At 71.6% G+C, this 12,760-nt stretch carries 10 protein-coding genes; 4 read left to right on the forward strand and 6 right to left on the reverse strand.

What is annotated here, in order from left to right:
• Positions 1–250 precede the first annotated feature (250 nt).
• A complete protein-coding gene (locus ABZ818_RS06115; protein WP_361411414.1) occupies positions 251–1,198 on the forward strand; it encodes a hypothetical protein in 948 nt (315 codons plus the stop codon).
• A gap of 23 nt (positions 1,199–1,221) precedes the next feature.
• Here the strand turns inward: ABZ818_RS06115 and ABZ818_RS06120 are convergent, their stop codons facing one another.
• Entirely contained in the window at positions 1,222–1,650 is a 429-nt protein-coding gene (locus ABZ818_RS06120) for a Rieske (2Fe-2S) protein (protein WP_361411416.1), read from the reverse strand.
• 170 nt (positions 1,651–1,820) lie between these two features.
• Here ABZ818_RS06120 and ABZ818_RS06125 point away from each other — a divergent pair, with 170 nt between their 5' ends.
• On the forward strand, positions 1,821–2,732 hold the full coding sequence (locus ABZ818_RS06125; RefSeq protein ID WP_361411418.1) for a carbohydrate kinase: 912 nt from the start codon (positions 1,821–1,823) through the stop codon (positions 2,730–2,732).
• A gap of 65 nt (positions 2,733–2,797) precedes the next feature.
• On the opposite strand, the gene uvrA is transcribed toward ABZ818_RS06125, so the two are convergent.
• The gene (uvrA, locus tag ABZ818_RS06130) at positions 2,798–5,821 is read right to left on the reverse strand and encodes an excinuclease ABC subunit UvrA (protein ID WP_361411420.1); all 3,024 of its coding nucleotides are present in this window, start codon (positions 5,819–5,821) and stop codon (positions 2,798–2,800) included.
• A 234-nt stretch (positions 5,822–6,055) separates the two neighbouring features.
• Here uvrA and ABZ818_RS06135 point away from each other — a divergent pair, with 234 nt between their 5' ends.
• On the forward strand, positions 6,056–6,742 hold the full coding sequence (locus ABZ818_RS06135; RefSeq protein WP_361411422.1) for a maleylpyruvate isomerase family mycothiol-dependent enzyme: 687 nt from the start codon (positions 6,056–6,058) through the stop codon (positions 6,740–6,742).
• 48 nt (positions 6,743–6,790) lie between these two features.
• On the forward strand, positions 6,791–7,447 hold the full coding sequence (locus ABZ818_RS06140) for an MBL fold metallo-hydrolase (RefSeq protein ID WP_361411424.1): 657 nt from the start codon (positions 6,791–6,793) through the stop codon (positions 7,445–7,447).
• Between the two features lie 231 nt (positions 7,448–7,678).
• On the opposite strand, the gene aroQ is transcribed toward ABZ818_RS06140, so the two are convergent.
• From aroQ to ABZ818_RS06160, 4 genes are all read right to left on the reverse strand, one after another.
• The gene (gene aroQ / locus ABZ818_RS06145; protein WP_361411426.1) at positions 7,679–8,155 is read right to left on the reverse strand and encodes a type II 3-dehydroquinate dehydratase; all 477 of its coding nucleotides are present in this window, start codon (positions 8,153–8,155) and stop codon (positions 7,679–7,681) included.
• A gap of 81 nt (positions 8,156–8,236) precedes the next feature.
• Positions 8,237–9,337 (reverse strand): ionic transporter y4hA, encoded by a 1,101-nt coding sequence (locus ABZ818_RS06150; RefSeq protein ID WP_361411428.1) that lies wholly within the window; start codon positions 9,335–9,337, stop codon positions 8,237–8,239.
• Positions 9,338–9,407: 70 nt separating this feature from the next.
• Positions 9,408–10,427 (reverse strand): TerC/Alx family metal homeostasis membrane protein, encoded by a 1,020-nt coding sequence (locus ABZ818_RS06155; protein ID WP_361411430.1) that lies wholly within the window; start codon positions 10,425–10,427, stop codon positions 9,408–9,410.
• 170 nt (positions 10,428–10,597) lie between these two features.
• Positions 10,598–12,700: a TerD family protein gene (locus ABZ818_RS06160; RefSeq protein ID WP_361411432.1), complete on the reverse strand. Its 2,103-nt coding sequence runs from the start codon at positions 12,698–12,700 to the stop codon at positions 10,598–10,600.
• Between the last annotated feature and the right edge of the window lie 60 nt (positions 12,701–12,760).

Below are 12,760 nucleotides of genomic sequence, written 5' to 3' on the forward strand. Positions count from 1 at the left end.
ACACCGCGGCGGCCCTCCACGACCCGGGCAGCGGCGCGCCCCGGCCACGGCTGCTTCCTTGGCCAGGAGCGCACTCCTGTCGGGTCTCAGGTGTTGTCGGGACTTGGTCAACACGCTTCAATGCGGGGGAACTCGGGGCCGTGAACGACGGCGTACGGATGTGAAGAACCCTGCCTTCGCGCGGGGCGGCCCCGACGACCCGCGTGAAGGGTCCGCCGAGCCGCCCGCACCTTCACAGAAAGGCCCGCGCATGCCGCACGCCACACAGGAGGCGGATGTCGCCACCGCGGAACTGGACACGGCCCTGCGGGGCGGCCCCTTCCACGTGGCGCTGCGCGCCGCGATCGCCGCCCGCGGACTGCCGTTGCAGCGCGTGCAGCACCATCTGACGCGTTACGGGGTGAAGGTCGGCGTCACCAGCCTCAGCTACTGGCAGCAGGGCGCCCGGCGCCCGCAGCGCCCGGAGTCGCTGCGGGCCGTGCGGGCGCTGGAGGAGATCCTGCAGCTGCCGGACGAGTCGTTGATCCGGCTGCTGGCCGACGCCGACGAGCACGCGGCCGGCGGGCGGCCCGCCGTGCGCTCCTACCGCTCCCTGGTCCGCGCCTCCGACGTACTGCGCGGGCTGCTGGCGGAGCTGGACTGCCCGCCCGGCGGCGGGCTGCACGTGCTCGGGCACCACGAGCGGGTGCTGATCGGGGCGCGCCGCGAGCTCGCGGGCCGCGAGTCCCAGCACATCGTGCGCGCCCACCGGGACGGCGTGGACCGCTTCGTGGCCGTCCACCACGGCGATCCGGGGTGCGCGCCGGAGCGGATGACCGTGCGGGCCCTGGAGAACTGCCGCACCGGGCGGATACGCCGGCACCACGACACCGGGGTGCTGGTGGCCGAGCTGCTCTTCGACACCCGGCTGCGGGCCGGCGACACGTTCCTGTTCCGGCACGGCGTGGAGGACGGAACGGCCGGGACGACGCGCGAGTACGTCCGGGAGTTCACCTCCGCCGGCGGCCAGTACGCCCTTCAGGTGCGATTCGACGCCGGCACCCTGCCGGTGCGCTGCCACCGGTTCACTCAGGCGTCGGCGGCGGCTCCGCGCAGCGGCCGCCGGGAGCTGGCGGTCAGCGAGCGGCACCGTTCGGTGCACCTCGTGGAGCCGCGCGTGCGGTCCGGGACCGTGGGGGTCGGCTGGGACTGGGAGTGAGCGGGCCGGGTCGGCGGCGGACGTCAGGCGCCGGGTCCGGCGACGAGCCTGCCGCCCTCGGCACGCACGGGCAGTTCGGGCAGCGGCGCGCTTGCCGGGGAGCGCACCACCTCGCCGGTCGTGGCGTCGAACTCGCTGCCGTGGCAGGGGCAGATCAGCTTCGTCCCCTGGAGCTTGTTGATCGGGCACTGCGCGTGCGTGCAGATCGTGCTGTACGCCTTCAGGGTGCCGTCCGCGCCCCGGCTGACCACCACGTTGTGGTCCCGGTACAGCTTGGCGCCGCCCTTGGGGACCTCGCTCTCGGCGCCGAGGTCGACCGGCGCGGTGGGCGTGGCGGGGGTCGTGACGCCGCCGCCGATCGGTCCGCAGGCGGTGAGCCCGATCGCGAAGACGGGGGTGAGGGCCGCTCCCCGCAGGATCGTGCGGCGGCTCGCGGAGGGGCGGCCGGACATGAAGGCCTCCACTGGTCAAGGGGCTGGACAACGCCGACGATACCCACCGGGCCCGGACCGGACGGGGGCGGGTCGGACGGACGGACGCGGACGAGCCGGGCCGGCGATTTACCTCCGGCGCGCAATGGGATAGCTTCCCGGCCCGAGCTGTCCGAGAGAGGAACCGACTCGTGATCGTCGTCGCCGGTGAGGCCCTGATCGACCTGGTACCGCGGGGAAGGGGAGCCCTCGCGGACCTCAGACCGGCGCTCGGCGGCGGCCCGTACAACACGGCCGTCGCGCTGGGCCGCCTCGGCTCGCCCACGGCGTTCTGCTCCCGCACGTCGTACGACGCCTTCGGCGAGGCCCTGCTCGACGGGCTGCGGGGGGCCGGAGTGGACGTGTCCGGTGTGCAGCGCGGCGCCGAGCCGACCACGCTGGCGGTCGCCACGGTCGGCGCCGACGGCTCCGCCGCGTACTCGTTCTACGTCGACGGCACCGCCGACCGTCTGTTCACGGTGCCCGCCGCCCTCCCCGCCGGAACTCGCGCGGTGTCCTTCGGCACCTGCTCGCTGGTACTGGAGCCGGGCGCGAGCGCCTACGAGGAGCTGATGCGGACGGCGTCCGCGCAGGGTGTGTTCACCGCGCTGGACCCGAACATCCGGCCCGGGCTGATCGCGGACGCGGACGCCTACCGGGCGCGTTTCGCGAGCTGGCTGCCCTCGGTGTCGCTGCTGAAGCTCTCCGAGGAGGACGCGGGGTGGCTGGGCGGTACTCCGCGCGAGTGGCTGGCCGCCGGGCCCGGGGCCGTGGTGATCACCCACGGCGGCGACGGGCTCACCGCGTACACCCGGGACGGCGCGGAGCACTCCGTGCCGGGCGAGAAGGTCGACGTCGTCGACACCATCGGCGCGGGCGACACCGTGAACGCGGCCCTGCTGCACGCACTGGCCGTGCAGGACGCCCTCTCCCCCGAGGGCCTTGCGGACCTCGGCGCCTCGGGCTGGAACCGGCTGCTGCGGTTCGCGGCCCGCGCGGCGGCGATCACCTGCTCGCGCGCGGGAGCGGAGCCGCCGTACGCGGCGGAGGTGGGCGCGCCGTAGACCTCCGGAGCGAGCGGCGCCCCGCGGGAGTGCCCGCGGGGCGCGGTGGCCTGCCGGACGGTGTCTCAGGCCTTGCGGGCCCGCGTCGTCTTCTTCACGGGCGTCGCCTTCTTGCTTGCCGTGCTGTTGGCGGTCTTGGTCGTCGTCCTCGCCGTGGCCGTCTTGCGGGTCGCCGACGCGGCCGCGACGGCCTTCTTGGCGCCGGTCCCGCGCGGGGCCTTGGCCGAGGAGGCGGCGTCGCTGATCCGGTCCGGCTGAAGGATCTCGCGCAGGAACTTCCCGGTGTGGCTGGCCGGGACGCCGGCGACCTCCTCGGGCGTGCCCTCGGCGATGACCAGGCCGCCGCCTGCACCGCCCTCGGGACCCATGTCGACGACCCAGTCGGCGGTCTTGATCACATCGAGGTTGTGCTCGATGACGATGACCGTGTTGCCCTTGTCGACCAGTCCGGACAGCACCTTCAGCAGCTTGCTGATGTCCTCGAAGTGCAGACCGGTGGTGGGCTCGTCCAGGACGTAGACCGTGCGTCCGGTGGAGCGGCGCTGCAGCTCGCTGGCGAGCTTCACGCGCTGCGCCTCACCGCCGGAGAGGGTGGTCGCGGACTGTCCCAGCCGGACGTAGCCGAGGCCGACGTCCTTGAGGGTATTGAGGTGGCGGGCGATCGCCGGGACCGCCTCGAAGAACTCGGTCGCCTCCTCGATCGGCATGTTGAGCACGTCGGCGATGGACTTGCCCTTGTAGTGGACTTCCAGGGTCTCCCGGTTGTAGCGGGCGCCGTGGCAGACCTCGCAGGGGACGTAGACGTCCGGCAGGAAGTTCATCTCGATCTTGATGGTGCCGTCGCCCGCGCAGTTCTCGCAGCGCCCGCCCTTGACGTTGAAGGAGAAGCGACCGGGCTGGTAGCCCCGGACCTTCGCCTCGGTGGTCTCGGCGAACAGCTTGCGGACGTGGTCGAAGACGCCGGTGTACGTCGCCGGGTTGGACCGCGGGGTGCGGCCGATGGGCGACTGGTCGACGTGCACCACCTTGTCCACGAGGTCGTCGCCGTCCACGCGCGTGTGCCGGCCGGGCACGTTGCGGGCGCCGTTCAGCTCGCGGGCCAGGTGCGTGTACAGGATGTCGTTGACCAGCGTCGACTTGCCCGAGCCGGAGACTCCGGTGACCGCCGTGAACAGGCCGAGCGGGAAGGACACGTCGATGTCCTTCAGGTTGTTCTCACGGGCGCCGTGCACGGTGAGCTGCCGGGACGGATCGAGCGGGCGCCGGATGTCGGGCAGCGGGATCGCCTTCTTGCCGGCCAGGTACTGCCCGGTCTGCGACTCGGCGTTGGCGAGCAGTTCCTTCAGGGAGCCGCTGTGCACGACCTTGCCGCCGTGCTCGCCCGCGCCGGGGCCGATGTCGACGATCCAGTCGGCGGTCTTGATGGTGTCCTCGTCGTGCTCGACGACGATGAGCGTGTTGCCCATGTCGCGCAGCCGGACCAGGGTCTCGATCAGCCGGTGGTTGTCGCGCTGGTGCAGGCCGATGGACGGCTCGTCCAGGACGTACAGGACGCCGACCAGGCCGGAGCCGATCTGGGTGGCCAGACGGATGCGCTGGGCCTCGCCGCCGGAGAGCGTGCCGGCCGCGCGGTTCAGCGAGAGGTAGTCGAGGCCGACGTCGACCAGGAACCGCAGCCGCTCGTTGACCTCCTTGAGGACGCGCTCGGCGATCTTCTTGTCGCGGGCGTCCAGCTTCAGCCCGCGCAGGAAGTCCGCGCAGTCGCTGATGGACATCGCGGAGATCTCGGCGATCGACTTGCCCATGAGCGTGACCGCGAGGACGACCGGCTTCAGGCGCGTGCCCTCACAGGTGGGGCAGGGCACCTCGCGCATGTACCCCTCGAAGCGCTCGCGGCTGGCGTCGCTCTCGGCCTCGCTGTGCCGGCGCTTGACGAACGGCACGGCGCCCTCGAAGGGCGTGGTGTAGACGCGCTCGCGCCCGTACCGGTTGCGGTAGCGGACCTCGATCTGCGTCTTGTGGCCGTGGAGCAGGGCCTTCTTGGCGCGCTGCGGCAGGCCCGCGAAGGGGATGTCGGTGCGGAAGCCGAGTGCGTCGGCCAGGGCGTCGACCAGCCGGCCGAAGTAGTCCTTCGTGTGCCCGTGCGACCAGGGGTGGATGGCACCCTCGTCGAGGGTCCTCTCCTCGTCCGGGACGATCAGCTCCGGGTCGACCTCCATGCGTGTGCCGATGCCGGTGCACTCGGGGCAGGCGCCGAAGGGCGAGTTGAAGGAGAAGGAACGAGGCTCCATCTCCTCGAAGGACAGGTCGTCGTACGGGCAGTACAGGTGCTCCGAGTACATCCGCTCGCGCTCGGGGTCGTCCTCGGGCAGGTCGACGAAGTCGAGCACGATCATGCCGCCGGACAGGCCGAGCGCGGTCTCGACGGAGTCGGTGAGGCGGCGCTTGGCGGAGTCCTTGACCGTGAGGCGGTCGACGACCACCTCGATGGTGTGCTTCTCCTGCTTCTTCAGCGTGGGCGGGTGGGAGAGCTGGATGGTCTCGCCGTCCACGCGCGCGCGGGAGTAGCCCTTGGTCTGGAGGTCGGCGAAGAGGTCGACGAACTCGCCCTTGCGCTCGCGCACCAGCGGCGAGAGCACCTGGAAGCGGCTCCCCTCCGGCAGCTCGAGCACCCTGTCGACGATGGCCTGCGGCGACTGCCGTGAGATCGGGCGGCCGCACTCGGGGCAGTGCGGCTTGCCGATGCGGGCGAAGAGCAGGCGCAGGTAGTCGTAGACCTCGGTGATGGTGCCGACCGTCGAGCGCGGGTTGCGCGAGGTCGACTTCTGGTCGATGGAGACCGCCGGGGAGAGGCCCTCGATGAAGTCGACGTCCGGCTTGTCCATCTGGCCGAGGAACTGGCGGGCGTACGAGGAGAGCGACTCCACGTAGCGCCGCTGGCCCTCGGCGAAGATGGTGTCGAAGGCCAGGGAGGACTTGCCCGACCCGGACAGGCCCGTGAAGACGATGAGCGAGTCCCGAGGCAGGTCGAGCGAGACGTTCTTCAGGTTGTGCTCGCGCGCGCCACGGACGATGAGACGGTCGGCCACGCCGGTCCGCACCTTTCTTGAGAGAAGTGACAGGGGCGGGGCCCCCGTGCTTTCTCAGACTAGGGGGAGCCACTGACAACGCCGGGCGGGATTCCCGGATGCACCCGGATACACAACAATCCCCGGCTCTCCAGCATGCCCGATGCCACTCCCGACCTTATAGCACGTACATTCGATTTACGGCCGTCCTTCACCGCCTTCACCCGAAGGTGTGGCGGGACTAGGGTCGGCGTCATGATGGATCACGCGCGCGACCTGGCGTCTGTGCAGGACGCAACCGAACGACTGCTGACCGCTGTCGGCAAGATGGACAACGCGGCTGTGACCGACCAGTCACGTCTGCCCGGCTGGACCCGGGGCCACATCCTGGCCCACCTCGCCCGCAACGCGGACGCGCTGGTGAACGTCTTCGAGGGCCGTCCCATGTACGTGTCCGCCGAGGCCCGGGACGCCGACATCGAGCGGGACGCCCCGCGCCCCCTCGACGTCCAGCTCACCGACGTGCGCGACACCGCGGCCCGCTTCCAGCGGACGGCGGCCGAGCTCGCGGACTGGTCGCGGACCGTGGAGCTGCGCAACGGCGTCACCGACTCCGCGTCCCGGGTGCCCTTCCGGCGCTGGGTGGAGGTCGAACTGCACCACGTGGACCTCGGCATCGGCCACGAGCTCGAGGACCTGCCGGCGGAGTTCGTCGAGCGGGAGATCGAGTTCCTGGCCCAGCGGTTCTCCGGGCACCCGGACGTGCCGCCGGCCCGGCTGACGGACGGCACGCACGCGTGGGACACGGGCCGGGAGACGGACCAGCCCGCGGTCACCGTCACGGGGGCCCGGGCGGACCTGCTCGGCTGGCTCGCGGGACGCCGCGACGGATCCGCCCTGGCGGTGGCGGGCGGCGCGCTCCCGGCACTGCCACCGTTGTAGCCGCGTGCGCGGTCCCCGGGCGGCCGCCCCCGCTATAGGCTGACGGCCATGACGTACAGCGGAGAGGTGAAGGTCGGCGGCCCGGCGGACGTGCACGAGCTGAAGGACCTGATGATCACCAAGATCGCGGTCGGCCCGATGGACAACAACGCCTATCTGCTGCGCTGCCGGGCCACGGACGAGCAACTGCTGATCGACGCGGCGAACGACGCGCACACGCTGCTCGGCATGATCGGTGACGACGGCATCGCCTCCGTCGTCACCACCCACCGGCACGCCGACCACTGGCAGGCGCTGGCGGAGGTCGTGGCGGCCACGCGCGCGCGCACGTACGCGGGACGGGACGACGCCGAGGGCATCCCGGTGCCGACCGATGTCCTCGTGGGCGACGGGGACACCGTACGGGTGGGGCAGGTGGAACTCACCGCCCGCCACCTCGTCGGCCACACCCCCGGCTCGATCGCGCTGGTCTACGACGACCCGCACGGGCATCCGCACGTGTTCACGGGCGACTGCCTCTTCCCCGGCGGGGTCGGCAACACCCACAAGAACCCGAAGGCGTTCGCCAGCCTGATCCATGACGTGGAGACGAAGATCTTCGACGCTCTCCCGGACGAGACCTGGGTCTACCCGGGCCACGGCAACGACACCACGCTGGGCGCCGAGCGCCCGCATCTGCAGGAGTGGCACGCGCGCGGCTGGTGAGCGGGCGGCTGGTGGTGAGCGGGCGGCGTACGGCCCGCCCCCCGCTCCCCGGCCGTGCGCCCCGCGCACCCCGTGTGAACCCCGCGCACACACCGGCGGCGCGCGCCCGCTCCCCCTCCGCGTCGTCGCGTAGTCGACTGGGGGCAGCCCCGCACGGGAGGACGGCTCCCGCGCGGTACGGGCCGCCGGTCCTCTGTCCCGCCCTCGGCCGGCGGCCCCGGCGGCGGGCGGCTACGCGTCGGCCGCCCGCTGTGCGCCGGCCAGTGCCGCGACCCGCTCCACCGCGAACGCGTAGCCCTGCACTCCGCACCCGGCGATGACGCCGTCGGCGCGCAGGGAGACATAGGAGTGGTGCCGGAACTGCTCGCGCTGGTGGATGTTGGAGATGTGCACCTCCACCACCGGCAGCCCGTCGCAGGTGTTGAGCGCGTCGAGGATGGCGACGGAGGTGTGCGAGTAGGCGGCCGGGTTGATGACGATTCCGCAGTGGTTCAGTCGGGCCTCGTGGATCCAGTCGACCAGCTCGCCCTCGTGGTTGGACTGGCGGAAGTCGACCGTGCCGCCGTGCGCCGCGGCTGCCTTGGCGCACAGCGCCTCGACGTCCGCGAGCGTGTCGGAGCCGTAGATCTCCGGCTGCCGCTGCCCGAGCAGGTTCAGGTTGGGTCCGTTGAGAATCATGATCGGGGCGTTGGCCAGGGTGCGGGGCACGGTTCCTCCGGTCCGTTCGTCCTGCGGCGGCCGATGGGCGACCGCCGCTCGGACCCGGTCTATCACGGCACGCCGGTGCGCCTAGGGGTTGATCGCCAGCTCCAGGTAGGCCGCGAAGATCACCAGGTGGACGCCGCCCTGGAGCGGCGTGGCCCGTCCCGGCACCACGGTCAGCGAACTGACCACCACGGTGAGCAGGAGCAGCAGCATGTGAGTGGAGCCGAGGCCCAGGACGAGCGGCCCGGACAGCCACAGCGACGCCAGCGCGACGGCCGGGATGGTCAGCCCGATGCTGGCCATCGCGGATCCCAGCGCGAGGTTGAGGCTGGTCTGCACCCGGTCGCGCCGGGCGGAGCGCAGCGCTGCGATGGTCTCGGGCAGCAGCACGAGCAGGGCGATGATCACGCCGACGACCGCGTGGTGCAGACCGGCCGACTCCACCGCGGACTCGACGGTGGGCGACACGCCCTTGGCCAGTCCGACCACGCCGACCAGGGCCAGGCCCAGCAGTCCCAGGCTGATCCAGGCGGTGCGGGCGGAAGGTGCCGCCGCGTGGTCCTCGGAAGTGATCACCTCGCCCTGCCGGGTGATCGGCAGGAAGTAGTCGCGGTGCCGCACGGTCTGGGTGGTCACGAACAGGCCGTACAGGACGAGCGAGGAGATCGCGGCGAAGGTGAGCTGGACTCCGGAGAACTGCGGTCCCGGCTGGGTGGTGGTGAACGTCGGGAGCACCAGGCTGAGTGTGGCCAGGGTCGCCACGGTGGCGAGCGCGGCGCCGGTGCCCTCGGCGTTGAAGACGGCCGTGCCATGGCGCAGGGAGCCGACCAGCAGGCTCAGTCCGACCACGCCGTTGCAGGTGATCATCACGGCCGCGAACACCGTGTCCCTGGCGAGCGTCGAGGACTTGTCGCCGCCGTCCGCCATCAAGGTCACGATGAGCGCGACCTCGATGACGGTGACGGCGATCGCGAGGACCAGGGAGCCGAAGGGTTCGCCGACCCGGTGGGCGACCACCTCCGCGTGGTGCACCGCGGCCAGGACCGAGCCCGCGAGGACCAGGGTGGCCACGCCGACGACCACGCCGGGCAGGGACCGCCCCCAGGTGAGGATCAGCAGGACGACCGCGAGGACCGGCACGATGATCGTCCACGCCGTCAAGAGCCCCCTGAGCCGCGTGATCATGCTGCGATCGTCGCAGAGTCCCAGAGCGTTCGCATGCGCGATCAGGGGTCGGGTGCGCTCCCGCTCGCACTCACGCATCGACCCGGTCCTTCGCCGCGTCCTCGTGGCCTTCCTCCTGTGCCTCCGTCTCCCGCACCTCCTCCGTGGCCTGCTTCCGCGCGGCCAGCAGACTGGTGACGGTGGTGACGGCCAGAACCGCGCAGATCACGCCGAGGGAGACCGGGATGCTGATCACGGGGACGTGCACGCCGGACTCGTGCAGCGCGTGCAGCACCAGCTTGACGCCGATGAAGCCGAGGATCACCGACAGGCCGTAGGACAGGTGGACCAGTTTCTTGAGCAGGCCTCCTATCAGGAAGTACAGCTGCCGAAGGCCCATCAGCGCGAAGGCGTTGGCGGTGAAGACGATGTACGGGTCCTGCGTGAGGCCGAAAATCGCGGGGATCGAGTCGAGGGCGAACAGGATGTCAGTGGTGCCGATCGCGAGCATCACGACCAGCATCGGCGTCATCACCCGCTTGCCGTTCTGCCGGCTCCACAGCCGGGTGCCGTGGTAGCGGTCGGCCACGCCGAAACGGCGCTCGACGGCCTTGAGCAGCTTGTTCTCCTCGAAATCCTCTTCCTCGTCCCCGCCGGAGCGGGCCTCCTGGATGAGCTTCCAGGCGGTCCAGATCAGGAAGGCGCCGAAGAGGTAGAACACCCACGAGAAGCTCGCGATGATCGCGGCTCCGGCGGCGATGAAGCCGGCCCGCAGCACCAGGGCTATGAGGACGCCGATCATCAGCACCCGCCGTTGATACTGCGACGGCACGGCGAACTTGGCCATGATCAGGACGAAGACGAAGAGGTTGTCGACGCTCAGCGACTTCTCGGTGATGAAGCCGGCGAAGAACTCACCGGCCGGCCGGCCGCCGCCGAAGACGAGCAGACCGAGCCCGAAGAGACCGGCCAGGACGACCCAGACGGCCGTCCAGATCCCGGCTTCCTTGATCGACACGTCATGGGGTTTGCGGCCGATGAAGAAGTCGACGGCGATCAGGGCGGCCAGGCCGATGATGGTCAGGACCCACAGGGACAACGAGACATTCACAGGACAAAACGGTACCCGAATCACCAAGGAATAGTAAAGGGCAAGGCAAAGAAAAGATCAAAGCCGCAGGTCAGAGGAGTTTACGATTCCTTGAGGAAGGGGCGATGCGGGGCGTGTACCCGGGCTCAGCGGTTCCAGTCGCGACGACTGGGGGTTCCAGTCGCGGCGGCTCAGCGGTTCCAGTCGCGGCGGGCCGTCGCGACCTCGGTGAGCACCAGCTGGAGCACCTGGCTGCCCGGCGGCACCACCGGCGGCTCGTACGTCCAGGCGTGTCCGACCCAGGGGTCGGCGAGGTGGTCGTCGGGCACCGGGGTCAGTCGCATCAGTGAACGCCACAGCGGGTCGAGCAAGGGGCCGTAGGCGGCGGCGTCCTCGCGGTCGGCGACCATCATCAGGTGGACGCCGACGGCCGGGCCCTCGTCGGCGAGGTAGCGCAGCTGGGTCACGGCGCGGTCGTCGAATCCGTGCGGGAAGTCGTTGACGATCAGGAGCTGTTCGGCGGCGTCGAAGCCGGGCGGCAGCGCGTCCGGCGCGCCCCCGCGCACGGCCATCTGCACCAGGTCGACCCGTTGGGTGAGCCGGCTCAGGACGTCCGCGGCCCCGGCGGCGGCGGCCGCGGGCGGTCCCGCGAGCACGCCCGTGCGCACCAGGGGCGCGAGTGCCTGGGCTCCGGATCCGGCCGGGTCGATGACATGGACGCCGAACTCGCCCGCCGGGTAGACGGCGATCAGCCGGGCCGCGTGCGCCACGGCCGCCTCCATCGCCAGGCGGCGCCGTTCGCCCTCGTCCGCGAAGGATTCGTCCGGGGACGCCCAGCGGCCGCTGTCGATCCACAGGCCGCGCTCCAGCGGCAGCCGGATCAGCATGGGGATGCGCAGGGACGGGTCCTCGGGCAGGTGGAGATCGCCGAGGCGTACCGCCATGGGGATCTCCATCGGCACGCGGTAGCCGTGCCAGACCGGATTGTCCCAGCGGGCGTACGCCGCCGGCAGGGCCGGCTCGACGACCTCGGACTCGTCGGTGAGCTGAGCCAGGTCTCTGTCGAGCGCCGCTCTGGCCTGGTCGACGAGCTGCGCGTGCTTGACAAGGGCCGCCTCCCGGGCGGCATCGCCCTGACCGCCGATGCGGCTGCGCGGGTCGGACAGGACCTGGTCCAGCTCCTTCTCCATGCGCGACTCGGCGAAGTCGACGGCGCTGCGGTAGGCGGCCGTGGTGCGGGCCAGGTCCTCGAACATCCCCCAGACCTGGTTGTAGAGCCGCTCCTCCATCGACCACCCGGTCGCGTCCCCCGCGATGGGCCGCGCGGGCTGCCCGTCGTGGCCGGGACTCACGGCCGGTGCGGCCGGCGGCGGCGCCGGCTGTCCAGGTGGGGCCGACGGCTGTCGGGGCGGACCCGAGGGCTGTCCGGAGGGAGGTGCAGGCTGTCCGGACGGGGGTGCGGGCTGTCGCCGCGGGTGCCGGTAGTCGATGGTTCCACCCGCGGGCACCGACATCGATGGTCCGGCCGCGGGGGTCCCGTCTCCGGATCCCCCGGGACCCGCGGGCTGCGGAGCCGAAGGTGCGGCGGTCCCGGAGACCTGTCCCTCGTGGGAAGAGCCCTCGCTGGAAGAACCTTCGTGGGAGGAAACGGAAGCAGCCGGGTTCGGCCGGGGCGGCGCGGAGGCCTGGTGGGAACGGTCGTCATCCGTCGTGCGGGGCGGGGGTACCGCCACCGAGCGGGCCAGTCCCTCGGCCACCGCCTCTTCGGCGGCGCCGGCCAGTTCAGCGGCCTGGGTCAGTCCCAGGTCGGTGAGGAGTTCGGTGAGGCCGCCCGCGTAGCCCTGGCCGACGGCGCGCACTTTCCAGGCGCCCTGGCGGCGGTACAGCTCCACCGCGATCACGGCGGACTCGGCGTCAAGACCGGTGATCGTGTAGCTGACGAGTTCGGTGCCGTCCAGGCCGGTGACCGCGACGAAGGGGGCGGCGACCGCGCCGAACCGGGTCGGGCCCCCACCCGCGGTGGGCAGCGCCAGCAGCACGTCGACGCGGTGCGCCGCCTCGGGTATGGCACCCAGGTCGACGGCGAGCCGGTGGTCGGCGGCGGCCTGGCGCGAGACCTCCAGACCGGGCAGGACGGGAGCGCCGGGGTGCACCACCCACTCGGCACCCCGCGCCCTGCCGCTGTCGTCGCTGAGCGTGGCCACCGCCACGACCGGACGGCCGGCCGAGATCCGGATCTCCAGGCGGACCTCTGAGAGCGGGTGGTTCTGCCCCCGCACCAGCTCGGCCGTCATCGCCTTCGTCCCCCTGGTGTCATGTGCTGTCGTGCGCCGCTCGCCGGACCGTCCGAACCG

The organism is Streptomyces sp. NPDC047453 (assembly GCF_040643155.1).
GTDB lineage: Bacteria > Actinomycetota > Actinomycetes > Streptomycetales > Streptomycetaceae > Streptomyces.

Coding starts and splice junctions, on each gene's coding strand:
- ABZ818_RS06115 (WP_361411414.1), top strand. CDS start 251: ATGCCGCACGCCACACAGGAGGCGGATGTCGCCACCGCGGAACTGGAC.
- ABZ818_RS06120 (WP_361411416.1), bottom strand. CDS start 1,650: ATGTCCGGCCGCCCCTCCGCGAGCCGCCGCACGATCCTGCGGGGAGCG.
- ABZ818_RS06135 (WP_361411422.1), top strand. CDS start 6,056: ATGATGGATCACGCGCGCGACCTGGCGTCTGTGCAGGACGCAACCGAA.
- ABZ818_RS06140 (WP_361411424.1), top strand. CDS start 6,791: ATGACGTACAGCGGAGAGGTGAAGGTCGGCGGCCCGGCGGACGTGCAC.
- ABZ818_RS06150 (WP_361411428.1), bottom strand. CDS start 9,337: ATGATCACGCGGCTCAGGGGGCTCTTGACGGCGTGGACGATCATCGTG.
- ABZ818_RS06160 (WP_361411432.1), bottom strand. CDS start 12,700: ATGACGGCCGAGCTGGTGCGGGGGCAGAACCACCCGCTCTCAGAGGTC.